Annotated in this window: 19 protein-coding genes; 7 read left to right on the top strand and 12 right to left on the bottom strand. The window is 63.6% G+C overall.

Annotation, left to right across the window (positions count from 1 at the left end; translation table 11 throughout):
* Positions 1–181: 181 nt before the first annotated feature.
* The 5 genes from BLW71_RS28020 (at position 182) to BLW71_RS28000 (ending at position 6,362) form a co-directional block, all read left to right on the top strand.
* Entirely contained in the window at positions 182–1,540 is a 1,359-nt protein-coding gene (locus BLW71_RS28020) for an MFS transporter (protein WP_091804534.1), read from the top strand.
* Between the two features lie 141 nt (positions 1,541–1,681).
* A complete protein-coding gene (locus BLW71_RS28015) occupies positions 1,682–3,250 on the top strand; it encodes an AMP-binding protein (protein WP_091804531.1) in 1,569 nt (522 codons plus the stop codon).
* A gap of 206 nt (positions 3,251–3,456) precedes the next feature.
* Positions 3,457–4,617 carry a CaiB/BaiF CoA transferase family protein gene (locus BLW71_RS28010; protein ID WP_091804528.1) on the top strand — a complete coding sequence of 387 codons (1,161 nt, stop codon included), beginning with the start codon at positions 3,457–3,459 and terminating at the stop codon, positions 4,615–4,617.
* A 40-nt stretch (positions 4,618–4,657) separates the two neighbouring features.
* Positions 4,658–5,407 (top strand): electron transfer flavoprotein subunit beta/FixA family protein, encoded by a 750-nt coding sequence (locus BLW71_RS28005; protein ID WP_091804525.1) that lies wholly within the window; start codon positions 4,658–4,660, stop codon positions 5,405–5,407.
* Positions 5,408–5,417: 10 nt separating this feature from the next.
* Positions 5,418–6,362, top strand: coding sequence for an electron transfer flavoprotein subunit alpha/FixB family protein (locus tag BLW71_RS28000; RefSeq protein ID WP_091804520.1), 945 nt, complete (start codon positions 5,418–5,420; stop codon positions 6,360–6,362).
* 73 nt (positions 6,363–6,435) lie between these two features.
* Here BLW71_RS28000 and BLW71_RS27995 read toward each other — a convergent pair whose 3' ends face one another.
* The 9 genes from BLW71_RS27995 to BLW71_RS27955 form a co-directional block, all read right to left on the bottom strand.
* A complete protein-coding gene (locus BLW71_RS27995) occupies positions 6,436–7,512 on the bottom strand; it encodes an MBL fold metallo-hydrolase (protein WP_091804517.1) in 1,077 nt (358 codons plus the stop codon).
* 157 nt (positions 7,513–7,669) lie between these two features.
* Complete coding sequence (locus BLW71_RS27990; protein WP_091804514.1) at positions 7,670–8,494, bottom strand: SDR family NAD(P)-dependent oxidoreductase; 825 nt, start codon at positions 8,492–8,494, stop codon at positions 7,670–7,672.
* Positions 8,495–8,519: 25 nt separating this feature from the next.
* A complete protein-coding gene (locus BLW71_RS27985) occupies positions 8,520–8,936 on the bottom strand; it encodes a MaoC family dehydratase (protein WP_091804511.1) in 417 nt (138 codons plus the stop codon).
* A gap of 12 nt (positions 8,937–8,948) precedes the next feature.
* Positions 8,949–9,389 (bottom strand): MaoC family dehydratase N-terminal domain-containing protein, encoded by a 441-nt coding sequence (locus tag BLW71_RS27980; RefSeq protein WP_091804508.1) that lies wholly within the window; start codon positions 9,387–9,389, stop codon positions 8,949–8,951.
* 27 nt (positions 9,390–9,416) lie between these two features.
* Positions 9,417–10,601 (bottom strand): lipid-transfer protein, encoded by a 1,185-nt coding sequence (locus tag BLW71_RS27975; RefSeq protein WP_091804505.1) that lies wholly within the window; start codon positions 10,599–10,601, stop codon positions 9,417–9,419.
* 31 nt (positions 10,602–10,632) lie between these two features.
* Positions 10,633–11,772 carry an acyl-CoA dehydrogenase family protein gene (locus BLW71_RS27970; RefSeq protein ID WP_091804502.1) on the bottom strand — a complete coding sequence of 380 codons (1,140 nt, stop codon included), beginning with the start codon at positions 11,770–11,772 and terminating at the stop codon, positions 10,633–10,635.
* A 45-nt stretch (positions 11,773–11,817) separates the two neighbouring features.
* Positions 11,818–13,698: a feruloyl-CoA synthase gene (locus tag BLW71_RS27965; RefSeq protein WP_091804500.1), complete on the bottom strand. Its 1,881-nt coding sequence runs from the start codon at positions 13,696–13,698 to the stop codon at positions 11,818–11,820.
* Positions 13,699–13,908: 210 nt separating this feature from the next.
* The gene (locus BLW71_RS27960; protein WP_091804497.1) at positions 13,909–16,755 is read right to left on the bottom strand and encodes a winged helix-turn-helix domain-containing protein; all 2,847 of its coding nucleotides are present in this window, start codon (positions 16,753–16,755) and stop codon (positions 13,909–13,911) included.
* Positions 16,756–16,885: 130 nt separating this feature from the next.
* Entirely contained in the window at positions 16,886–17,503 is a 618-nt protein-coding gene (locus BLW71_RS27955) for a DUF2889 domain-containing protein (RefSeq protein WP_091804494.1), read from the bottom strand.
* A gap of 384 nt (positions 17,504–17,887) precedes the next feature.
* On the opposite strand from BLW71_RS27955, the gene BLW71_RS27950 reads away from it, so the two are divergent.
* The gene (locus tag BLW71_RS27950) at positions 17,888–19,051 is read left to right on the top strand and encodes a porin (RefSeq protein WP_091804492.1); all 1,164 of its coding nucleotides are present in this window, start codon (positions 17,888–17,890) and stop codon (positions 19,049–19,051) included.
* Between the two features lie 99 nt (positions 19,052–19,150).
* Positions 19,151–19,501 carry a BON domain-containing protein gene (locus tag BLW71_RS27945; protein ID WP_091804489.1) on the top strand — a complete coding sequence of 117 codons (351 nt, stop codon included), beginning with the start codon at positions 19,151–19,153 and terminating at the stop codon, positions 19,499–19,501.
* A 75-nt stretch (positions 19,502–19,576) separates the two neighbouring features.
* On the opposite strand, the gene BLW71_RS27940 is transcribed toward BLW71_RS27945, so the two are convergent.
* The 3 genes from BLW71_RS27940 to BLW71_RS27930 form a co-directional block, all read right to left on the bottom strand.
* Entirely contained in the window at positions 19,577–20,998 is a 1,422-nt protein-coding gene (locus BLW71_RS27940; RefSeq protein WP_091804486.1) for an aldehyde dehydrogenase family protein, read from the bottom strand.
* Positions 20,999–21,032: 34 nt separating this feature from the next.
* Positions 21,033–21,953, bottom strand: coding sequence for a TauD/TfdA dioxygenase family protein (locus BLW71_RS27935; protein WP_091804483.1), 921 nt, complete (start codon positions 21,951–21,953; stop codon positions 21,033–21,035).
* Between the two features lie 153 nt (positions 21,954–22,106).
* Positions 22,107–23,795, bottom strand: a complete 1,689-nt coding sequence (locus BLW71_RS27930) for a GMC family oxidoreductase (protein ID WP_091804480.1) — start codon at positions 23,793–23,795, stop codon at positions 22,107–22,109.
* Positions 23,796–23,833 lie beyond the last annotated feature (38 nt).

The following is a 23,833-nucleotide window of genomic DNA, read 5'->3' as shown; positions in this document are numbered from 1 at the left end:
AGCGGAGCGACGGGTGTGGATCTAGGGATGCGACAAACCTTCCAGGCGGAATCGAATTGCCTGCTTGATGTTCCCAGTAGCAGTCGAATGAGGTCGGCGGTTCACTCATTCCGCGTGCCATGAATGACGATATTTCTAAAACTCCGTGAATGTTGCGGACCGGTAAGAATAGGAGACGGGCATGCATTTGCCATCGCAGACAATAGACGTAAAGCAGTTCATCGACAACCGAAGCTTCTCGCACTATCAATGGCTCGTCATCGCGTTGTGTTTTCTGATTCTCACAGTCGACGCGTATGACATTGCCGCCATCGGCTATGCGGCGCCATCACTCATTGGCGAGTGGCATATCACGAAAGCCCAATTGGGCACTGCAATGAGTGCTGGCGTGCTGGGAATGACGGCTGGCGCGCTGCTCGGGGGGGCGCTGTCAGACTGGAGCAGCCCTAAACGGGTGTTGATCATCATGATGATGACGTCCGCAATCGGGAGCATTCTGACCGCGTTGGCCGGCAGCGTTGCCGCACTCGCGGCACTGCGCTTTATCACCGGCCTGGGGTTGGGGGCGGCGATGCCGGTGGCTTTAACGGTTGTGTACGAATACACCCCGACTCGCCGCGGTCCGCTTCTCGTCAATTTTGTGAATTGTGGCGTCATGCTGGGCGCGGCGGCGTGTGGACTGATTGCGGCGGTCCTGGTCCCCGCGTTTGGCTGGGCGAGCATTTTTGTCGTCGGCGGCGTGGTACCGCTTGTCCTCGCCGTAGTGTCGATATTCGTGCTGTCCGAGCCGCTGCGATTCATGGTATCGCGAGGCTTGCCGTCTGAGCGCGTGGCAACTGTGCTGCGACGCATCGCCCCCGATACATCCTTCGACGGGGCTCACTTCGTGATTTCAGAGGACGCGGAAACCCGGGGAAAGCAGGGCGTGTCAGTGATTTTGTCGCGCGGTTTCCGGTTCGGTACGCTGATGCTGTGGTGCGCCTACTTCTGTGCTGCGTTTGTGTATTACCTGTTGAACGGCTGGATGCCGCTGTTGCTTCGGGGCAGCGGCGTTACCACTAGTCAGGCTTCCTTCATTACCGGGCTGTTCTCGCTAGGCGGAATGGCAGGCACCCTTTGTCTGGGGTGGTTGATGGGGCGCTTCGAGAAGAACAGCGTCGTGGCGATTGCCGTTGCCGGCGGGGCGCTGGCCATCTGGCTACTCGGCGAGCAAAAGGGCAGTCTCATGCTTCTCGCGGTCAGTACGTTTGCTGCCGGCGTGTGCGTGAATGGCGCGGTGATGTCGATGGCGGCTTTGGCAGCGTCGTTCTATCCAACCAGTGGCCGCGCGACCGGCGTGTCGTGGATGACCGGCATGGGCCGGTTCGGCGGTATGTTGGGTCCGGTTGCAGGCGGGTTGATGCTGAAATTCAACCTCGACGTGAGCACGGTGTTTTCGCTGCTGGCGATTCCACTGTTGATCCAGGCGGTGGCGCTGTGGCTGAAACGTTCCGCAACCGACGGCTCCGCACCGGTCGAATACCCGTCGAACCTCGCGTGAACCTCGCGTGAACCTCGCGTGAACCGTCACGCGCTCAGGCGTGGATCGATTGTATAAGCTGCCTCCCGCGAGGCAGCGCAACGATCCCGGGCACCGGTCAGCTCCCGTGTGCCCGAGCACTACAGCAAAAAGGACGTTGAAATGCCCAGCAAGATTGCCCCCCATGAAGGCGCCACGGTAGGCGCGCTGTACCGTTCGGCCTTTAAGGCCTTTGCGTCGCGCGAAGCCCTCGTGGGTGATGGCGTGCGGCTAAGTTATGAAGAGCTTGCTTGCCGTTGTAAGCGTATGGTGGCGTATTTCGAGTCCGTCGGAGTTCGCCCCCAGGATGGCATCGGGCTATTGTCAGGCAACAGTCCTGATGCGGTGGTCGTGCTGATCGCCGCGCAACTGTTCGGACTGCGTCTTATCCCGTTGCATCCGCTTGGCTCTGAGGATGATCAAGCGTATGTGCTGCGCGATAGCGGAATGAAAGTGCTGGTGGTGGACACCGCCCGCTATGCCGAGCGCGGGGCCGCATTGGCACGCCTGGGTATCGTCGGGCACGTGCTCACGCTGGGTCCGTCTGCGTTTGGCACAGATATCCGGGTGGCCTCGGCCAGCATGGATCCTTCCGAAGCGGAATATGACGCCCAGCCCGACGACATTGCGAAGATCTCCTATACCGGAGGCACAACTGGGCAATCCAAGGGCGTGCTCCAACGGCATCGCGCAATCGTAACGATGACACTGCAGCAACTGGCGTGCTGGGAATGGCCGGCGCAGCCTCGTTTCCTCGCGGCAACGCCGATCTCCCACGCAGCGGGCGCGTTCATCCTGCCCACCTTTCTACGCGGCGGCACGGTCTTCTTTATGGACAAGTACCACCCGGAGCGATTCCTCGAGACTATTCAGACCCACGGCATTAATTGCACGTTTCTTGTGCCCAGCCAGATCTACGGGCTCCTCGAGTCGCCGGTCCTCGGCGACTACAACCTGGCGAGTCTGCAACGCCTCTGGTACGGGGCGTCTCCTATCACGCCCGCGCGTCTGCAGGAGGGACTGCAGAAGTTCGGTCAGATCTTTGGGCAGATTTATGGTCAGGTGGAAGCCCCCATGACGGTGAGCTATCTGCGCTCGGACGAGCACGATCCTGCGAGGCCGCATTTGCTGGCTTCTTGTGGCCGTGTACTTCCCGGCAACGAAGTCAAACTGCTCGACGCCGATCACGCGGAAGTGCCGGCCGGCGAGGTCGGCGAGCTTTGCGTGCGTGGATCGCTGGTCATGTCGGGTTACCTGAACCGGCCTGACGAAACCGATAAAGCCTTCGCGGGTGGCTGGCTGCACACGGGCGACATGGCACGTAGGGATGCCGAGGGCTATGTGTATCTGGTCGACCGGGCCAAGGACATGATTATTTCCGGCGGTTTCAACGTCTATTCCAGCGAAGTGGAGAACTGTCTCGCGCTCCATCCGGCGGTGGCCATGTCTGCCGTGATTGGCGTGCCCGACCCGAAGTGGGGCGAAGCGGTGACCGCCGTGGTCGTGCTGAAACCACAGGCGACGGTGAGCGCAAGCGCGTTGATCGAGTTCGTTGCTGCGCGCAAGGGCGTTGTGTCGGCGCCGAAGACTCTATTCTTCGAAACTGCTTTGCCTCTGACGGCGATCGGCAAGGTCGACAAGAAAGCCATTCGCGCAAAGTACTGGGTGGGTCAGGATCGCCAGGTCAGCTAGTGACAGCGGGTCAGCGTTCTGTCAAAAAGAGCCCGCGCTGTATCAGTGGCCGTTAGATTGATCCGCCCTGCTACCCGACCGGGGTGGTGCCGGTTTGCGCGCATTCTGGCTTACTTCTACTCAGGCAGGGCCGACTTCAACGGTGGGTGCCAACCAATAACGGTGCGCGCGGCGCACCGTCATGCAAAACGCAGAGTGGAGGGACGATGGGTGTTTTGAGCGGTATTCGCGTGCTGGAATTCGAGGCGATCGGTCCGGGGCCCTTCGGCGCCATGTTGCTGGCCGATATGGGCGCAGATGTCTTGCGTATCGACCGGCCGCTTCCACCTGCCGATCTGGGTCCGAAGACCAACGGCAAGCGTGCGGACGTCACAGGGCGCGGCCGTCGCTCGGTCACGCTCGATCTGAAGCAGCCGCAGGCGGTCGAGGCCGCGCTGGATCTGATGTCGCGCGCCGATGTCGTGATCGAAGGGTTTCGCCCCGGCACGATGGAGCGTCTCGGGCTTGGACCGCAAGCCGCTTTGGCTCGCAATCCCCGGCTCGTGTACGGGCGCATGACGGGGTGGGGGCAAACCGGGCCACTCGCCGAGCGGGCTGGCCACGATCTGAACTACATCGCACTGTCCGGCGTGTTGTCGGGTATTGGCCGCGCCGGTGAGCCGCCCGTGCCGCCGTTGAACCTCGTGGGCGACTACGGCGGTGGTGGCATGCTGCTGGCGTTGGGTGTGGTGGCGGCATTGTTCAACGTGCAGCGCGGCGGCGAAGGCCAGGTCGTCGACGCCGCGATGATCGAAGGCGCGGCGCAGTTGGGCTCGGTGATCTGGGGTCTGCTCGCCTCGGGTAACTGGCGGGAAGAGCGCGCCAGCAATCTGCTGGATGGCGGCACGCCCTGGTACGACAGTTATCGCACGAAAGACGGCGGCTACATGGCGGTTGGCGCGGTCGAAGCGCGCTTTTACGCGGAGCTTCTGTCGAAGCTCGGCCTCGCGCAAGCGGGCCTGCCGGCGCAGCACGATCGCAGCGGCTGGCCCGTGCTGCGCGAACGCTTCACAGCGGCCTTTCTCACGCGCACGCGCGATGAATGGTGTGCGGTGTTCGAAGGCAGCGATGCATGTGTTGCGCCGGTGTTGAGCTTCTCGGAAGCGCCGGCGCATCCGCAACACCGTGCTCGCGGCAGCTTCGTCGAGGTAGCGGGTGTCGTGCAGCCGGCGCCTGCGCCGCGCTTTTCCGCGACGCCTTCGAAGATCGCGCAGCCGGCCCCGCAGCGCGGTGAACACGGCCTGGCCGCATTACGCGATTGGGGCTTCGACGAAGCCGCTGTTGCACGCATGCGCGATCACGGCTTGGGCTACCGGCCTGAAGCGTAAAGCGCCATCAGAAAAGACAAGTTGGGTTTGGAGACAAAAGATGAAAGTACTGGTCGCGGTGAAACGCGTGGTGGACTTCAACGTCAAGGTTCGAGTCAAGTCGGACGGCTCTGGCGTCGAGTTGGCGAACGTCAAGATGAGCATCAATCCGTTTGATGAAATCGCCGTCGAAGAAGCGGTGCGTCTGCGGGAAAAAGGCGTGGTCAGCGAAGTGATCGCGGTGTCGTGCGGCACGGGCGCCTCTCAGGAGACTTTGCGCACGGCGATGGCGATCGGCGCCGATCGCGGCATTCTGGTCGAGACGGATGCAGAGTTGCAGCCGCTCGCCGTCGCCAAGCTGCTGAAGGCGCTGGTCGACAAGGAGCAACCGCAGCTGGTGATCCTCGGCAAACAGGCGATCGATAACGACTGCAACCAGACCGGGCAGATGCTGGCGGCGCTCGCTGGTTTTCCGCAGGCTACATTTGCAAGCCGGGTGGAGGTGTCGAACGATTGCGCGACGGTGACGCGCGAAATCGATGGGGGGCTCGAGACGTTGCGGCTCAAGCTGCCGGCGGTGGTTACGAGCGACTTGCGCCTGAACGAACCGCGCTATGCGACGCTGCCCAACATCATGAAGGCGAAGAAAAAGCCGCTCGATGTCGTCACGCCGGAACAACTCGGCGTGGATGTCGCGCCGCGTCTGAAGGCGCTCAGCACGACGGAGCCGGCCGCGCGCAGTGCGGGCGTGAAGGTGCCCGATGTCGCGGCGCTGGTCGCGAAGCTCAAGAACGAAGCGAAAGTCATCTGAGGGAATCGATATGACTGCATCCAATCAAGTGCTGGTCGTGGCTGAACACGACCAGGTTTCGATCAGGACCGCCACGCTGAACACGGTTGCGGCCGCCCTGCAATGCGGCGCCGAGGTTCATGTGCTCGTAGCCGGGCATGAAGCAACCGGTGCGGCAAAAGCCGCCGCTGCGATCACAGGCGTGAAGCGCGTGCTGCACGCAGACGCGCCGCATCTCGGCGACGGTCTCGCCGAGAATATCGCGGCTCAGGTTCTCGCGCTCGCCGCGGGTTACGGCCATATCCTGTTTCCGTCCACTAGCGCTGGCAAGAACGTCGCGCCGCGCGTCGCGGCGCTGCTCGACGTGGCGCAGGTCTCGGATATCGTTCGGGTGGTGAGTCCGGACACGTTCCAGCGTCCCATCTACGCGGGCAATGCGCTGGTGACGGTGCAAAGCAGCGACCCGGTGAAGGTGCTGACCGTGCGCGTGACGGGATTCGATGCCGTGCCGGCCGAAGGCGGCGCGGCGCACATTGAAACGGTCGACGCGGTTGCGGACAGTGGTTTGTCCACCTTCGTCGAACGCGTGGTCGCGAAAAGCGACCGGCCGGAGCTCGCCGGCGCACAGATCGTCGTGAGCGGCGGGCGTGCGCTTGGCAGCAGCGATCGATTCAACGAAGTCCTCACACCGCTCGCCGACAAGCTCGGTGCCGCGCTGGGCGCGAGCCGCGCGGCGGTGGACGCGGGATTTGCGCCGAACGACTGGCAAGTGGGCCAGACGGGCAAGATCGTCGCGCCGCAACTGTATGTGGCGTGCGGAATCTCGGGGGCGATTCAGCATCTGGCGGGCATGAAGGATTCGAAGGTCATTGTCGCAATCAACAAGGATCCGGAGGCGCCGATCTTCAGCATCGCCGATTACGGCCTGGAAGCCGATCTGTTCGATGCCGTGCCGCAACTGGTCAACGCGATCTGAGGCTTCTCAACGCAGCATGGAAGGCAAGAAGGGGGCATCGCCGCGTCGCGCGGCGATGCCCCCTTCTGCATTTTTACGACACCAGCGAATACCAGTTGGTCCCGTCATTACGAAGTTCGCGCCGAACTTCACCACGCCCGATCAGGTAGTTCAGGCACGCGAGGCTTTCGCCTGTCGCGAGGCTCATTTGCGACATATCCTCTTCGCCGATCTTGCGCGCAAACAGCGCGCCGAACACGTCGACGGCGCGCCGCGGTTCGCTGAGCGCTTGCCGCAACCGATCGAGGCTGCGGTCCTGGCTGCGTCGCAGATGATCCAGCCGCGCATGCAGGCCGCGGAAACAGTCGTTATGGGCGGGCAGCACGAGCACGTCGTCCGGGACCTGCTCCTTCAGTTTTGCGATCGACGCATACCAGTCCGCCATCGGGTTGGCGTCCGGTTCGAGCGGATACACCGAGACATTCGATGAGATTCGCGGCAGCACCTGATCGCCGGAAATCAACACCTTCAACTCCGGGCAATACAGACACGCGTGCTCCGGCGAATGGCCGGTGCCGACGATCACATGCCACGTGTGCCGGCCAATCACGATTTCCTCCGCGTCATGCACGCGCCGAAAACTGTCCGGCAGCGCATGAATATGCTGCCCGAAGCGGCCGAAGCGTGCGCGATAGAGTTCGATCGCCGCCGCGCTCCAGCCGGCGCGACGGTAGAACGCCACGCCGTCGTCGGGCGCCTCGCGGCCGGTGTCCGACGCGGCGACGCGGCAATTGAGGTATTCGAGGCGCGTCATCCACAGACGGCAGTCGAAAGTCCGCGTGAGCCAGCCTGCCATTCCCACGTGATCGGGGTGCATGTGCGTGACGAACACGCGCGTGACAGGGCGGCTCGCGGAAGACTCGGTGCAAAGGCGACGCCATAAGGCCGTGGCGGCATCCGTGCGTGCTCCCGTGTCGACGATAGCCCAGCCGTCACCGTCCGCGATCGTCCACACGTTGATGTGATCGAGCGAGTAGGGCAGCGGCATGCGAATCCATTGCACACCTGGCGCAACCTCCAACACGTTGCCGGACGTTGGCGGCGACTCGAAGGGATAGCTCACGGAAGGAAGCGCGCTGCCGGCCGGCGCGACGCGGGTGTCATCGGTCATGATTGGTTTGGCTCCGGAAGACGTCGGCTAGTCGACAGGGCGAGTAAGCAGACGGCACGAAGTGCGTACACCCGGTCGTTGAAATGCAAACGCCGGCATGCGTGACGACACATGCCAGCGCAGACGAGGCCCGGTCGAATGCCGGGACCGTGTGGAATTACTGCAGATTGCCCGCGACCGCGATGGTCTGACCGGTGATGTAGTTCGACTCGGGCGAGCAGAACAGGTAGACACCGCCGGCCGCTTCTTCAGGCGTGCCGCCGCGACCGAGCGGATTGCGCTGCGCGTGCGACTTGAGCAATTCCGGATTCAGGCCGACGCGGATATCCCGGCCTTCGATCGAGACCGTCGCCCCGGCCTTCGCATCAGCCGAGGTCATACGTGTGTGGATCAGACCGAACGCCACGCAATTCACGTTGACGTTGAAGCGCCCCCATTCGCGGCTCAGCGCGCGGGTCATGCCGATCACGCCGGCCTTGGCCGACGAGTAATTCATCTGCCCGGCATTACCGTTAAGCGCGGACGTCGACGAGATGTTGACGATCTTGCGGTACACGTCGCGGCCGGCTTCCTTGTCGGCGGCATGCAGCGCCTTGATGTGCGGGTACGCCGCACGCAGGATGCGAAAGGGTGCAGTCATGTGGCAGTCGATGATCGCGTACCACTGCTCGTCGGTCATCTTCTGGACCACGTCATCCCACGTATAGCCGGCATTGTTGACGATGATGTCGATGCTCTTGAACGTGCTCATCGCCGTGTTGACGAAACGCTCAGCGAAATCCGGTGCGCTCACGTTGCCAGGGCACGCTACTGCTTCCGCGCCCATCTTCTTCAGCACTTCGACCGTTTCGTGCGCCGGATCGGCGTCGAGGTCGTTGATCACGAGGCGTGCGCCTTCGCTCGCCAGTTTCTCGGCGATCGCGCGGCCGATGCCGCGACCCGAACCGGTGACCAGCGCCACCTTGCCGTCAAGCTTTCCCATGTGTTGTCTCCTTGATTGATGCAGGTTACAGGGCGATCACGGCGTCGCCGAGGACGCGCGGTTCGCCATATTGATTGGCCGTCCGAATCTCTACTTTCACGCGGCGCTCTCCTTCGGCTTCGAACTTCTCGACGACCCGGCCACTGCACGTGATCCGGTGTCCGAGATGCGTGATGCCGACAAAGCGCACGCCGAATTGCCGCAGTTGCCGCTGATCGACCCAGGCGTTCAGCAAGCGTCCGAGATACGCCATCGACAGCATGCCGTGGGCGAATACGTCGGGCATGCCGCTGCGGCGCGCGAAGTCGAGGTCGATGTGGACCGCGTTGTGATCGCCCGAAGCGCCGGCAAAGAGCGCCAGCGTCGTGCGGTCGATCGGCGCGAGCGTCAGCGGCGGCAGCGTGTCGCCCACCTTGACGTCGTCGAAGCTCAATGTGCTCATTCGTGTCTCCTCTCAGCCGTTGCGGTGGACCAGCACGCTGCGCATGTCGGCCACATGCTCGCCTTTCTGGTTGGTCACCCGCGTTTCGCGCACCACGAAATCGAGCGCGCCACCTTTCTTGTCGTAGATGTCGGCGATGTGGCATTCGAAGAGCAGCACGTCGCCGGCGTAGGCCATCCGGTGATAGGTGAACGACTGTTCGCCATGCAGGATGCGCGCAACCAGGATGCCGATCTCGTCGCGCCAGCTTTTGTCCGGCTGCTCCAGTTCGAGCGAGAACAGGAACGTGGGCGGCAAGGGCAGACCCGGGTGACCCGCGTCGCGGGCAGCGGATTCGTCGAAGTAGACCGGGTTGGTTTCGCCGGTTGCCTTGGCGAAGAACCGCAGCCGGGCCGCGTCGGTCACGGTGCGAAACGCGGGAATGACTTTGCCGATGTGTTTTTTATCGATCATGTCGGGCACTCCGTTAGAGGTGGCGCACTACGCGGCCTTGTACACGGTCGTGACGCATGCTCCGCCGAGCCCCAGATTGTGCGCAAGCGCGACCTTCGCGCCTTCCACCTGGCGTTGCTCGGCCGTGCCGCGCAACTGATGCGTCAGTTCGTAGCACTGCGCAAGACCGGTCGCGCCCAACGGATGCCCTTTCGACAGCAAACCGCCCGACGGGTTGACCACCCACTTGCCGCCATACGTGTTGTCGCCGTCGTTGACGAGTTTTTCCGCTTCGCCTTCTCCGCACAGACCCAGACCTTCGTAGGTCAGCAGCTCGTTTTGCGCGAAGCAGTCGTGCAGTTCGATCACGTCGATATCTTCCGGGCCGACGCCGGCCTGCTCATAAGCGAGCTTCGCGCCGGCGCGCGTCATGTCGAATCCGACCACGCGGATCATGTCGCGCGAGTCGTAGGTGCTGGGCAGATCGGTGGTGAGGGACTGGCCGGCGATCAGCACGTCGGTGCGCAGGCCGCGTTTGCGGGCGAATTCCTCCGACACCACGATGGCCGCGGCCGCGCCGCAGGTCGGCGGGCAGGCCATCAGACGCGTGAGCACGCCTTCCCAGATCATCGGCGAGGCGAGCACTTCTTCCGGCGTTACGACGGTGCGGAACACGGCGAGCGGATTGCGCGCCGCGTGCCGGCTCGCCTTCGCGCGAATCTTCGCGAACGTCTCCAGCTTCGTGCCGTACTTTTCCATGTGAGCCCGGCCCGCGCCGCTGAACTGACGGATCGCGCTCGGCAGATCGGTGCGATCCACCAGTTCGTTGACCAGATTCAGCGCACGTTCGAGCGCCGGCGCACGGTCGCTCCACTTCGACGACAGCGCGCCCGGCTGCATGAATTCGAATCCGACGGCGAGCGCGCAATCGACCACGCCGCTTTGCACCGCCTGACGCGCGAGGAACAGCGCCGACGAACCCGTCGCGCAGTTGTTGTTCACGTTGATGACGGGAATGCCGCTCATGCCGACGTGATAAAGCGCTTTCTGACCGCAGGTCGAGTCGCCGTACACATAGCCGGCGTAGGCCTGCTGCACATCCGCGTAGTCGATTCCGGCATCGGCCAGTGCTTCGCGCACGGCGCCCGCGCCCATCACGTCGTACGGGTCGCTGGTGCCGGGCTTCTTGAACGGAATCATGCCGACGCCGGCGACGAACACGTTACGAGTCATATCACTGCTCCTTGAAAATGGAATGTTCGAATTACAGCTTGCGGGAGATGAGGTCGCGCATGACCTCGCTCGTGCCGCCATAGATGCGGTTGACGCGTGCGTCGGCGAACGCGCGGGCCACGGGGTACTCCAGCATGTAGCCGTAACCGCCGTGCAGTTGCACCATGTCGTCGAGTGCCTTGCCGAGCGATTCCGTGGCGAACAGCTTGGCGATCGCGGCTTCCTCCAAAGTGAGGCGCCGGCGCACGTGTTCGGCGAGGTAGTGGTCGACCAGCACGCGCACCGCGGTTGCCTGCGCCTTGATGTCGGCCAGCTTGAACTTGGTGTTCTGGAAGTCCCACACGGTCTGATTGAAGGCCCTGCGGTCCTTGACGTAATTGATCGTGTGCTCGAGACAGGCTTCGAGTTTTGCGGCGGCGCCGATCGCAATCGAAAGACGCTCCTGCGGCAGTTCGCCCATCAGATAAGCGAAGCCTTTGCCCTCTTCACCGAGACGATTGCCAACCGGCACGCGCACGTTGTCGAAGAACAGTTCAGCGGTGTCCTGCGAGTGCATGCCAACCTTGTCGAGCTTGCGGCCACGGCGGAATCCCTCACGGGTCGCCTCGACGACGATCAGGCTGACGCCCTTGGAGCCCGCGCTAGGATCGGTCTTGCACACCAGAATGATGAGGTCGGCGTTCAGGCCATTGCTGATGAAGGTCTTGCTGCCGTTGATCACATACTCGTCGCCGTCGCGCAAGGCGGTGGTGCGGATCGCCTTCAGGTCGCTGCCGGTGCCGGGCTCGGTCATGCCGATCGCGAGAATGGATTCGCCGGTACACGTTTTCGGCAGCCATTTCTGCTTCTGCTCTTCATTGCCGATGCGCGCGATATACGGTGCAATCACGTCGGAGTGCACGCCGAAGCCGAGGCCACTCAGCCCGGCGCGATTGGTTTCCTCATTGAGGATCGCCGCGTGGCCGAAGTCGCCGCCGCCACCACCGTATTCGGTCGGCAGCGTCAGGCACAGCAGACCCTCGCGGCCTGCCTTCAGCCACGTCTCGCGGTCGACGCGCCCGGCTTTGTCCCACTCGGCCTGTTTGGGAGCGCACTCCCGTTCCAGGAAGCGACGCACCGTGGTGCGTAGCATTTCATGATCGTCACGAAAAACAGTACGGGTAATTTGCATCACTAAATTCCTGAGGATGAGTGCGGCATGAGCGGATAGATGGCGTTATCGCGCGCAGGCGATATGTGCCGCAGGTTCGGTGTGGTAGAGCTGTTCGATCAGATGAGCGCGGCGCGCGCGGGTCACGGCCTGGTTCACGTAGCCTTTCTCGGCGATCTCATTGGCGTCGATCGACGGGGGCTCGGCCATCAGCATCAGGCGTTCGATCGTGCGGCTCGCGCCGCCGCCTTTGTGGCCGGCGAGGCGTTCGCGCAGCGCGGCGACCACGAGCGGATGCTCGACCAGCGCAGCCGCGTCGAGCTCGGCGAGTTCGGGCGCGAGGCGCCGGCAGGCGGCCACGTTAGGCCAGGCGAGCGCGGCGAGAAATTCGTGGTCATGGCCGCAGATCACGGCATCTGAAATGAGCGGGGCGCATTGATCGAGCAAACCGAGCCGCACCGCGCCGGTTCGAACCCAGGTGCCGTTCGTCAGCTTGAAGTCCTCGACCACCCGCCCTGCGAACAGCAGGCCTTGCGCCGGATCGTCCGGATTCGCAAGGCGCACGGCGTCGCCGAGCCGGAAGTAACCTTCTTCGTCGAAAGCGGCGGCGGTGAGCGCCGCATTGCCGATGTAGCCGCCGAACACGTTCGCGCCGCGCATGCGGATTTCGTAGCGGCCGTCGCCGCCTTCGAGCGGCAGCAGCTTCACTTCCGAACCCGGCACAGGGCCGCCGATGTTGCCGAGATCGGTCGCGGGCCAGCCGCAGTAGGTGCCCATTCCGCTCGTCTCGGTGCAGGCAAGGCCTGTCGAAAAGACGATGCGCTTGCCGATCGTGTCCACCGCCACGCGCTGGATGCGATGCCACACGTCCGTCGGCAAGCTTGCGCCGCCATAGCCGAAGTACTGCACATTGGCGAACAGGCTGCGGGCGAGCACGGGGTCGCGCTCGAGTTCGCCGGCCAGCACGGCCCATGCGGAGGGGACGCTGGTAAAGACCGTGGGCGACACTTCACGCAGGTTGCGCACGGTGCGCTCGATCATGCCAGGGAGCGGGCGTCCGTCGTCGATATAGTGCGTTGCGCCGAACTGGACGGAGCGGCCGATGTTCAGCACGCCGCCAAGGCCGTGGTGCCACGGCAGCCAGTCGAGGAACACCGGCTGCGATTCGCCCAGCCAGCCGAGATTGTCGGCGTAATAGGCGGCGACTGCCTTGAAGTTGCTGTAGGCGAGCGGCACGCCTTTCGGCGTTCCGGTCGAACCCGACGTGAAGAGGACGCGCACGGTATCGTCCTTGCGGATCGCCGCGTGCGCTGCGGCAACGGCGGCGGCGCGTGCCGGCGTCATGTCGACGGCAAGCAGGTCGGCCCATGCGTGTTGCGAAGGCTGCGCGTTGCGTACCGCGATAACCGGCGTTGCCGCCAGTTCGGTGATCGCGAGCGCGCGTTCGAACGACGCCGCGTCCTGCACGAACACCGCCGCCGGCGGCACCAGTTCGAGCACGCCCTTCAGACGTGCGAAGTTTTTGCTGAGCGTGGAATAGGCGGGCGAAACCGGTGCAGCGGGAATGCCTACATACTCGGCTGCGAGCAGAAGCACGGCCTGCTCGATCGAATTGCCCGAGAGCAGAACCAGCGGGTGCTGCTGGCCGAGGCCCATTTCCAGCAGGCGGGCAGCGACCGTTTGCACCTGATGCCACAGGTCGCGCCAACTGATCGTGCGCCAGGCGCCGCTGCCATCGCGTTCGCAGAATGCCGGACTATCACCGCGGCGCTCGGCCCATTCGGGGATGAAATCGGCGAAGCTGTTGTGTGCGATGTCGGGGGGCGGACTGGCGGAACTCAGCATCAACGTGCCGTCGGCGCGGCGTTCGACGAGCGGACGCCGTTCCGGAAAGCGTACGGGACGGTAAGGGGCTGCCGTGTATTCACTAGCCATGAGCGTACTCATTACGCTTGTCTCCTGAGCTTCAGCGCGCGACAGGGTGCGCACCGGCGTTTGTTGTGTGAGGCGCGCACGCCGTGAAGGGCTGCGCGCGACCCCTTGACTTAGAGCATAGTGGCTCGTGGCGACGAGCGAACCACCCGAGGTGGGTGGCGAGGAGGGATGGAGCCGAACGAGGAAGGACGAGCCGGCGGGGCACGTCAGGACGCGGGTGCGTCAGTCGGTCTCTTCGCCGGCAACGGGCGTCGAGCCCAGTTCGAGGTCGCGGACGCGTGCGACCGCTTCGTCACGGCTGGTCACGCCGAGTTTGCCGTAGATGTTCTTTAGATGCCACTTGACGGTCTCAGGCGAAATGCCGAGCGTGCGAGCGATTTTCTTGTTGGGCAACGCCTGCGCAAGCAGGCCGACAACCCGGGCTTCGCGCTCGCTCAGCGTTTCGGCGGCGGTGGGCTGCGAGTTACGGTTGGCGGGTTTGACAGCCGGCTCCGCGTCGCTTGCCGAGGTGGCCTTGTGCGCGGTCTGGAGCCGGCTCACATAGAAGGACAAGACCGGATCGTGCGCTTCGCCTTGCACCACGGCGGTAATGAGGTCCAGCGCGCCGGGATCGGCGTCGAGCAGGCTGCGGACGAGACCCAGCCGGTGGCCCCGGCGCAACGCGGCGAGCACGGCTTCGCGCGCGGCTTCGGCCCGGCCTCGACGGGCGTCGACCACCGCAGCTTGCATCTGGAAGTGCGCAAGGTGCCGTTGCCAGCCGCGCGCCTCGCAGAACGGAATCAGCGCCTGAAGACGGCTCGCGGCGCCTTCGAAATCCTCGTGAGCGATACACCAGTTGATGTGCGAGCTTTCCGCCATCGCGTGGATTTCCGCAGCGGTGCCCGCCGTGCTGGCCACCGGTGTGCTCACCACGCGCGCCGCGATCATGTCGAGCCGCGCGAGCCCGGCTTCCGCTGCGTCGAACTGACCGCTCAGCAGATGGCGATGAATCTGCTCGGCCACACTATGCGCGATGAGCCGCTGCAAACCGTATTGGGTCGCGTATTCTTCGAGACGTTCGAGATAGGCGAAGGCATCGAGCCGGTGTCCCGCGGCCCAATGGACCGCTGACAGCACGGTCAGGACGCGCAATACGGAGTCCGGAATGGACACGCGTTCGAGCACGTCGACGCGGTCCTCCAGAAGTTTGCGGGCCGCGTCCAGTTCGTTGAATTCGTACAGCACTTCGCCGAGCAGCGCTGCCGCGAAACATGCCGCTTCGGCGGTGGCGCTGCCGTGTTGATCCGCCTCGAACAGCACGTCGCGACTGATGCGCTCGACCTGGATGAACTTGCCCTCCAACGCATAGCTGAACCCCGCAATGCAGCGGCCGTTCAGCGTGCCGGCCGAGGTGCCCATGAGCGGCGCGCCGTCCACGAGAAGTTGCGGCGCCTCGCTCTGAACACGCCGCGCTTCATCGTACTCGCCGCGGCGCATGTGAATCCACGAGAGCAGGTTGTTGCGGCCGCCCACGGTGAGGCTGTCGGCGTGAGCGGGAATTTGCCGCATGTCCGGCAAGACCGATATCGCCTCGTCCGTGTCGTCGCGCTGAACGGCGAGCGCTGCGCGTAACAGGATGAGGCGATAGCGCGAATTCGCATCGCTTTCGGGGATATCGGTTTGCAGGCGCGCGATAGCCGCGGCGCACGCGTCGAATTCGCGTGCATACAGTTGCAGGTGCACCATCCACAGGCGCAATCCGATGCGCGCCTGGACTTCGGCGAGCGGGAGCAGGCGGATCAGCCCGACGAGCTTACGCAGGTCGCCTTCAATCTGCATGGTCCGCGCAACGCGTAGCACGAGATCGGCGGCCGCCGCCGACTCGCCCGCGAGTAAGGCGTGCCGCACGGCGTCGTCGTGCTGGCGGTGGTCGCGAAACCAGATCCATGCCGCCAGATGCACCTCGCGTTGATGCAGTTCGCTGCGCGCGCGAAAACGCTCGAGCAGTGTCTCGCGAAAAAGCGGGTTCAGCCGATACCACGTCTCGCTGCCCGAACTCTCGATCGGGGCGATGAACAGGTTGTCGTTTTCCAGTCTCGTCAGCAACGCACGCACTTCGGCAGGCGACTGCTCGTCGCCGATCAAGGCGATGCACAGCGGCGCGCAGACGCGCGTGCAGCTCGCCATGCGGACCAGCATTTCCACTTCGGAGGGCGCAAGGCGCGACAACACCTCGCGTTCGAAATACGTTGCAAAACCGCGGGCGTCCAGCAGTTGTGCGTTCGCGAGCGGGTCTGACGGCGCGAGGTCCGTTGCGCCCTGTTTTCTTCTCTTCAGACGCATGGCGAAGAGTTGCAGTCCCGCCACCCAGCCGTCGGTCAGTTCATGCATGTGCCGCGCTTCGCGCTGGCCGATCTCGCCCAACTGCGCTTTGAGAAACGCCTCGGATTCGGCGGCCGTGAAGCGCAGATCGCGCATGTCCAGTTCCAGGACGAGGCCCTGGTCGCGCGGGCGCCCCAGCGAAAGCGGCACGGTGCCACGCGAGACGAGCACGAGATGGAGATTCGCCGGCGCGTAGTCGAGCAGCCATTGCAATGCTTCGTGATTGCGCGCATTGGCAACGTGATGCAGGTCGTCCAGCACCAGCATGACGTCGTTCGAATGGGCGGCGATACCGCGCACGAGCGCGATGATCGTGCGCTCGACCGCTTCGTCGTCCATACCGCGGCCGCCTAGCAAGGCCGCTTCATGGCACATCGCCGGGTCGACCTGGGCGAGACTTGCGACGAGGTAGTCGAGAAAGTGCGCGAGTTCGTTGTCCTCAGGTGCGAGTGTCAGCCAGGCGATGTCGAACCCGAGCGAAAGCAATGCTTCGCGCCACGCGATCAGCAGGCTCGTCTTGCCGCAGCCGGCCGGCCCCTGAAGCACGACGCAACGGTTGCGCCGGGCGTCGAGTAATTGGGCCAGCAGACGTTCGCGCGCGACGACGCGGGCGGTATTACGTGGCGGAATCAATCGGGGATCAGCTCGGGAGTCCGCGGAGCCGCCTTGGGAGCGGCGTGGGTCCACGGGAGGGGAATTCTGCGACATCGTGACCTGCGCCTTGCGCGCCCTGGCTTCGCGCCGGGTCGGCGAGGGCCAAAGGACGAAATGATAATCGGCACATTGTAGCGCAGCGCTCGCAGCGTTTTCACGTTGGACAGGGGAGTGTCTTCCCGGATCAGCCTGGGTCCGGCAGGTGGGTCGCGCCGGCGGTGTGTGCTGTATCGCGCACGGATTCCTGCTTGCGCCGCGACACGAATTGCACGACGTCGCCACCCGCGCGCCACGCATAACAGGTGTCGACCATGGGATGAGGCTGAACGTTGTTTGCCCCGTCGGCGGACTCGCCGTTGGCGGGGGCGCTTTTGCGCCAACCCATCAACGTCTGGATAGCCGTCGTGGCGATGGGGCCGAGCAACTCGGTCAGATGCGTGCAGCCTTTCGGACCGGTAAGGCGGCTCTTGACCTCCTTCATGAAGCCCGCGCCGATGGTCACGCCCTGTAAGCCGGCATAAGCCTCGTTGATTTCCGTGCAATAGCGGCTCGGTGACGAGTCGGTATGCGCCTCGATGCGATGGATCAGGAGATTTGAATCGATCGTGACCACGATGCGCATGTCGTGAATCGGTGAGCCGGCCGGCACGGTCTTGAAGAGCAGATCGGCATCTTCCGCCTTCGTATCGCGGATGCGACCTTCGATATCGAACAGGCCGTCGCTTCGTTCGAAGCCCATGCACTCGACCCGGCGGGTGTGAACGAGCCGCCGCGTTGAAGGATTCAATGGGATGGCAGGCATAGGTACCTCGTTGACAGAAGCAGTCATTCGATTGATGGAAGACGAATCAGGCCGGGTGTCGATCGAAACACACGGACATCTCGTGGTTTAGCGCGAGGAGCACGTCGGCCCTTGAGCGATCGATATCACCGAGCCTATTTGAGCGCAGAACGCCAGCCGCCCCCTGCATCGGGGGGGCGGGTTCGATGCATGTCGCTACATCTTTCACCGCTCGGGGTATTCCCGTCCCCCCTCTGTTTGGGTAGGTCATCTGCCCGGACGTCCCTGCAATATGGGCTCGCGACGACCGGCCGGGCTGGTGCCGGCCGTCGTCCCGTCGGACATCTGCATGAGTTTGCTTTACCCGTGTCCGTGGGGCACGGCAAACACAAAGAGGAGACATGCATGCGTTTCATGAGTCAGAGCATTTGCGGAGCTACATTGATTCTCGCCGCCGGAGGAGCGGCGGCCCAGTCGAGCGTGACGCTATATGGGGTGGCGGACGTATTCGTCCAGTACCTGGATAACGGCGGAAAACATTCGTTTTCCGAACGAAGTGGCGGCTCCACGGGTTCCCTGTTCGGCCTGAAGGGATCCGAAGACCTCGGTAACGGTCTGAAGGCGGTGTTCGACGTCGAAACCGGCTTCAACATCAACAACGGAGGCTTCTTCGCGGACAGCACGGCAATGTTCTACCGGCAATCGTGGGTGGGAGTGAAGCACGATTCGTATGGCCAACTGAGTTTCGGGCGTCAGTATCAACCGAGCTTCTGGGCTGTCTACTTCACCGACCCGTTCCGCGGTAACGAAGTCATGTCGCCGCTGGCAGCGGCCGACCTCGCCGGCGCAACCGACCGCTCCACGCTCGCAACGCAGTACGTGTCCGGGCGAACCAGCAATTCGATCTTCTATTCGTCACCCGACATGCGAGGCGTGCACGTCTACGCCATGTACGCGATGCCAGGCACTGTCACGCAACCCGTGCCCGTGCGCTCCGGCGCGATGGTCGACGTGGCCGCGAACTATTCGGGCTACGGCTTCTATGCGGGCGTTGGCTACCAGTATCAGCATGGATCGCAGGAGAGTGCGCCGCTGGTGCCAACCGCGCCGACGCTGCTGACCACATTCGATCTGATGGGAACGGAGCACTTCACCGGCGCGCTGGCATACCGGCTGGGCATCGTGAATTTTCAGTTCAACTATTCGTATAACCGGCCGAAGGATGCACCTGCCGGCTCGCTCGTCACCATCACGCCGGCAGTCAAGTTGCCGCTCGCTTCGCTGGTTCACTCGTACAGCATTATCGAGCTGGGCGCGACGATCCAGGCCACACCCGCGGACGTGATCGAAATCGCCGGCATCGAACGGGATGTGCGTGGCGTTCACGACAATACGCCGGGTATCGAAGTCGGCGTCGACCACAGTCTGTCAAAGCGTACGAGTCTCTACATGCGCGCGGGCTACCTGAAGAACAACGGCAGTGCGAACATGAGCTGGCCTGGTGTGACGGGCGTCGCCAGCGGTTCGAAGCAGGTTCTTGCGGTGCTCGGCATGACACATCGTTTCTGACGACAGCATGCGTTCACGAAAGACGCCGCGAGGCGGCGTCGTTCGTGAGCACTGTGTCACGGTTTTAAGCGGGTCCGATATCACAACAGGAAAACATCGATGAAACAAAACAAGGTATTCACGCTGGTAGGCAGCGCGCTGCTCGTTCTGGCATCACTCGACGTGCACGCGCAGAGCAGCGCTGCGGCCCCTGCATCCGGCCGCTCATATGCGTCGGACGCGAAAGCCGTTAAGGCCGCCGACCGCGCGCTTCAGAAGAACGTGGTTCGCGCGCTGAGCAAAACGAAAGGGCTGAGGGCCACCACGATTACGGTGCGGGCGCATAACGGCGTGGTGATCCTGGAAGGAACAGTGCCGGAACAGTCGCAGGTCGGACTGGCGACTCAGGCTGCTGAAGGGGTTGAAGGCGTGGACTCAGTCACGAACGCATTGACGTTATCCACGTTGTAAAGCGTTGAATCTGGCGTTCCTGCAGCGAGGTCGGGGCCCGCTCACGGTGTGTGAGCGGGCCCTTTGTTCAGGGGTTTAGCCTGTCACCGATTTGCATTCGAGAAACTCGGCCAACCCTTCTCGACCATACTCGCGTCCGTTCCCGGATGTCTTATAGCCGCCGAAGGGAACCGTAATGTCCAGCATCGCGCCGTTGATCCGCACCGAGCCCACGCGCAGGCGCGCGGCCACACGGCGGGCGCGTTCGGGGTTGCTGGTGGCGATATAGGCGGCGAGCCCGTATTCCGTGTCGTTGGCCATCGTAATGGCGTGTTCCTCGCTGTCGTATGGAATCGTCACCAGCACCGGTCCGAAAATTTCCTCGCGCGCGATCTTCATGTCGTTGCGGACATCCGCGAAAACAGTAGGGCGCGCGTAGAAGCCCCGCGCAATTCCTTCGGGCCTGCCGGGGCCGCCGGCAATGACCCTCGCGCCTTCCTCGATGCCGGCCCGGATCATGTGCTGCACCTTCTCGTATTGCGCTCGGTTCGAGATCGGGCCCATCTTGGTGGCCGGGTCCGCGGGATCGCCGACAACGATCCCATTGGCGACCGCCGCGGCAATCGCCATGGCCTCGTCGTATCGTTCGCGTGGCACCAGCATGCGGGTCGGCGCAACACAGGTCTGTCCTGAATTGACCATGCACTGGGCCACGCCGCTCGTCACAGCGGCCTGCAGATCGGCGTCGTCGAGAATCAGCAGAGGCGACTTGCCGCCGAGTTCCTGCGCCACGCGCTTGACCGTGGGCGCGGCGCTGACGGCCACTTCCACGCCGGCACGCGTCGAGCCGGTAATCGACACCATGTCCACGTCGGGATGCGACGACAGCCGTGCGCCGACGACGCGCCCTTCGCCAAAGATCATATTGAAGACGCCGGGCGGCGTGCCCGCTTCGTGCATGATTTCCGCGAAGATCACAGCATCGAGCGGAGCGATCTCGGAAGGCTTCAGCACGACGGTGCAACCCGCTGCCAGGGCCGGCGCGACTTTGGCGGCGATCTGGTTCAACGGCCAGTTCCACGGCGTGATCAGCGCCGCGACGCCGACCGCTTCGCGGCGCACGTAGCTCTTGTCGTGTTGAGTCTCGAACTCGAAATGGCGCAACGTCTCCACTGCGGCCTGAAGTTGCGAGAGGCCGATCGCGGCCTGCAGATGCTTGCACAGCGTAATGGGCGCGCCGATCTCGATACGGACCGCCTCGGCAATGTCGTCGAGCCGCGCGCGGTAGCATTCGATGATCCGCTCGAGCAGCGCGACCCGCTCGGCGCGACTCGATTCCGACCAGACCGGAAAGGCGGATCGCGCCGCGGCGACGGCGCGATCCGCGTCTTGCGCGGTTCCCATCGTGAGCTGGCCGGTCAGCGTCTCGGTGGCGGGATTGACGATGTCCGTCTGCGTGCTGCCGGCGGACGGCTCGACCCATTGGCCGCCGATATAGAAGGTGTTCAGCGTTTTCATTTCGTTTCCTGGGATTCTGTGGGGCGCGTCGAACTCAGGCTGCCACCGGACGATCGCCGATCACCGTCGCACGCATCATGTGGCGCGGCGCCGGGAAGTAGTCCTGGACCGCATAGTGCTGGCACGAGCGGTTATCCCAGAAGGCGATCGTGTTCGGGCGCCACTTGAGGCGGACCTGATATTCCGGCGCCTGGGCCTGGCGGAACAGGTACTGCAGCAGTTCCATTTCGGCGAGCTTGTAGTCGAAGCCAACGCGATACTCCTTCGCGGTCAAATGGCCGTAATTCGACAGATGCGTGGTAAACGCTTCGTTGACGTAGAGGATATTCTCGCCAGTTTCGGGGTGGACTCGCACGACCGGGTGCTCGACGGGCGGAAACTTCGCGCGCATCGTTGCGTGCTGGTCCACGGGCACCGCAATGCCGAATAGCGGAAGGAAGTCGTGGACCGCCTTGAGGCCGGCGATTTTCGCCTTCACGTCGCCGGGCAAATTCTCGTAGGCTGCGACCATGTTGATCCACATGGTGTCGCCGCCGACCTCGGGGCATTGCACGCATCGCAACATGGAGCCCATGGAGGGAATCTCGCGCCACGATACGTCGGAGTGGTACAGGTTCTCCCGGCCGCGCTTGGTATCGTTGCGGCCGAGGATCACCAGTTCCGGATGCTCCGGGTGATGCGGAAACGCGGGATGAATCTCCAGTTCACCGAATCGCTTTGCCACGGCGACGTGCTGGGCTGGGCTGATGTCCTGGTCGCGGAAAAACAGAACCTTGAACTTCAGCAGTGCGCGGCGCAATGCAGCGTAAGTGTCGTCGTCGAGCGGATCGCGCAGATCGACGCCGCGAATTTCCGCGCCGATTGTCGGTGTATAGCGTTCGACGGCGAACGGCCAGGCGTCGTTGGAATTGGCGTGCACCGCTGTCGAATCGGGCGCGATCTCTGTTGCTTGCATGTCATGTCTCCATTTGTCAGGGCCCGCATGTGCCGCGGCGCGTGGGGCTCGCGGCAGTTGCGGCAGTTTCACAGGCGCACGCGGTGCGCGTATGCCGGGTTCTGGTTTCGTGCGACGCCGTTTGCGCGCCGCTTCAGCGCGCGGGGCGGCCGTCTAGCGGTGGTCGGCGCGGATCAGATCAGCGGCTTTCTCGCCGATCATGATGGCCGGTGCATTCGTGTTGCCGCCGATCAGCGTCGGCATGATCGACGCGTCGGCCACGCGCAGCGCTTCAATGCCGCGCACGCGCAGGCTCGGGTCGACCACGGCCATTGCGTCGATTCCCATCTTGCAGGTGCCCACCGGGTGAAAGACGCTGTCGGCATGGCTGCGCACGAACGCCCGGATCGCTTCTTCGTTCGAATCGTCCGGTCCGAAATCGTCCGTCAACAGTTCCTTTCCGCCCGCTTCGGCCAGCGCCGGCTGCGCGAAAATACGGCGGACGATCCTGACACCGGCGACCAGCGCTTCCATGTCGGCTTCCGCTGACAGAAAGCGTGGATCGATCGACGGCGCGTCGCGCATGTCCGCGCTACGTAGGCGCACGTGACCGCGGCTCTGCGGGCGCAGAATATAGGCGTGACAGGAATAGCCATGTCCGAGTTTGCGGCGTTTCGCCACGTTGCGATTGCCGAGCAAGGCGAGAACGAAAGCTAACTGCACGTCCGGGATGGCCAGGTCGGGGCGGCTTTTCACAAAGGCGCCTGCCTCCGCGAAATTGGAACTGACCATGCCGCTGCGATCGCGCCGGTAACGCCACATGCCGGATGCGAGCCGCAAAAAGCCGCCTGCGGAGTAGCCATAGAGGTCGTTGGATTTGACCTGTTTGTTGACGATCACGTCGAGGTGGTCCTGCAGATTCTCGCCCACGCCGGGCAGATCCTGCACGACCTCGATACCGTGGCTGCGCAGATGCCCGGCCGCACCGATGCCCGAGGCCATCAGCAACTGCGGCGAATTGAAGGCGCCACAACTGAGCACGACTTCGCGCCGCGCCCGCAAGGTTTGCTTGACGCCTGCCCGCACCACGCTGACGCCGCGCGCACGTTTGTTCTCGATGACAAGACGCAACACCTGCGTGTCCGGGAGCACGTGCAGGTTCGGGCGGCCGCCGTTCAGGTCCGGATCTTTCGCATTGCCGTTGTGCAGGTAGGCACGCGCGGCATTCCAGCGTTCGCCATTGAACTGCGTGACCTGATAAAGGCCGGCGCCTTCCTGCTCCGCGCCGTTGAAGTCCGTGTTCAGCGGCAATCCGGCTTGCAACGCGGCATTGACGAAACGATGCGAGAACGGGTTGGGCGTTCGCAGGTCGCTCACGTGCAGCGGACCGTCACCACCGTGCCACGGATCGTCAGTACGTCCGGCGTGGCGCTGGTTGCATTCACTGCGCCGGAAGTAGGGCAGGACGTCGTCGTAGCCCCAACCCGTACAACCCAGAGCGGCCCATTCGTCGTAATCGTTGCGATGTCCACGAATGTAGACCATGCCGTTGATCGACGAACTGCCGCCCAGTCCGCGTCCGCGCGGCTGAAAGGATGGGCGTTCGTTAAGGCCGGGCTGACGTTCGGTGAGGTAAGCATAGTTGCGCGGACCGGCCTTTTGCACGGTCGATGCCAGACCGATCGGCACCCATACGCTCATGTGATGGTCATGCGGGCCGGCCTCGAGCAGAGCGACCGTGACCGATGTGTCCTCCGCCAGTCTGGCGGCCACCGCGCAGCCTGCGGAGCCTGCGCCGACGACGATATAGTCGTACTCGGCCGCGATCATGCTGTTGCGAGCGTTGTTACCAGTTCTGATCATGGCGCCTCTGTTCGTTGAAAGGGATGTGTGCACGCGCA

Origin of the sequence: Burkholderia sp. WP9, assembly GCF_900104795.1 — a bacterium.
Lineage (GTDB): Bacteria > Pseudomonadota > Gammaproteobacteria > Burkholderiales > Burkholderiaceae > Paraburkholderia.
Note: the sequence above shows the minus strand (reverse complement) of the source record. Positions and strands in the feature narration are given on the sequence as shown.

Bases quoted from the DNA above. Each gene is read 5' to 3' on its own strand.
- BLW71_RS27965 (WP_091804500.1), bottom strand. From the start codon at position 13,698: ATGAGTACGCTCATGGCTAGTGAATACACGGCAGCCCCTTACCGTCCC.
- BLW71_RS27970 (WP_091804502.1), bottom strand. From the start codon at position 11,772: ATGCAAATTACCCGTACTGTTTTTCGTGACGATCATGAAATGCTACGC.
- BLW71_RS27960 (WP_091804497.1), bottom strand. From the start codon at position 16,755: ATGTCGCAGAATTCCCCTCCCGTGGACCCACGCCGCTCCCAAGGCGGC.
- BLW71_RS27985 (WP_091804511.1), bottom strand. From the start codon at position 8,936: ATGAGCACATTGAGCTTCGACGACGTCAAGGTGGGCGACACGCTGCCG.
- BLW71_RS27990 (WP_091804514.1), bottom strand. From the start codon at position 8,494: ATGGGAAAGCTTGACGGCAAGGTGGCGCTGGTCACCGGTTCGGGTCGC.
- BLW71_RS27995 (WP_091804517.1), bottom strand. From the start codon at position 7,512: ATGACCGATGACACCCGCGTCGCGCCGGCCGGCAGCGCGCTTCCTTCC.
- BLW71_RS28010 (WP_091804528.1), top strand. From the start codon at position 3,457: ATGGGTGTTTTGAGCGGTATTCGCGTGCTGGAATTCGAGGCGATCGGT.
- BLW71_RS27975 (WP_091804505.1), bottom strand. From the start codon at position 10,601: ATGACTCGTAACGTGTTCGTCGCCGGCGTCGGCATGATTCCGTTCAAG.
- BLW71_RS28000 (WP_091804520.1), top strand. From the start codon at position 5,418: ATGACTGCATCCAATCAAGTGCTGGTCGTGGCTGAACACGACCAGGTT.
- BLW71_RS27940 (WP_091804486.1), bottom strand. From the start codon at position 20,998: ATGAAAACGCTGAACACCTTCTATATCGGCGGCCAATGGGTCGAGCCG.
- BLW71_RS27945 (WP_091804489.1), top strand. From the start codon at position 19,151: ATGAAACAAAACAAGGTATTCACGCTGGTAGGCAGCGCGCTGCTCGTT.
- BLW71_RS28020 (WP_091804534.1), top strand. From the start codon at position 182: ATGCATTTGCCATCGCAGACAATAGACGTAAAGCAGTTCATCGACAAC.
- BLW71_RS27950 (WP_091804492.1), top strand. From the start codon at position 17,888: ATGCGTTTCATGAGTCAGAGCATTTGCGGAGCTACATTGATTCTCGCC.
- BLW71_RS27955 (WP_091804494.1), bottom strand. From the start codon at position 17,503: ATGCCTGCCATCCCATTGAATCCTTCAACGCGGCGGCTCGTTCACACC.
- BLW71_RS27935 (WP_091804483.1), bottom strand. From the start codon at position 21,953: ATGCAAGCAACAGAGATCGCGCCCGATTCGACAGCGGTGCACGCCAAT.
- BLW71_RS28005 (WP_091804525.1), top strand. From the start codon at position 4,658: ATGAAAGTACTGGTCGCGGTGAAACGCGTGGTGGACTTCAACGTCAAG.
- BLW71_RS27930 (WP_091804480.1), bottom strand. From the start codon at position 23,795: ATGATCAGAACTGGTAACAACGCTCGCAACAGCATGATCGCGGCCGAG.
- BLW71_RS28015 (WP_091804531.1), top strand. From the start codon at position 1,682: ATGCCCAGCAAGATTGCCCCCCATGAAGGCGCCACGGTAGGCGCGCTG.
- BLW71_RS27980 (WP_091804508.1), bottom strand. From the start codon at position 9,389: ATGATCGATAAAAAACACATCGGCAAAGTCATTCCCGCGTTTCGCACC.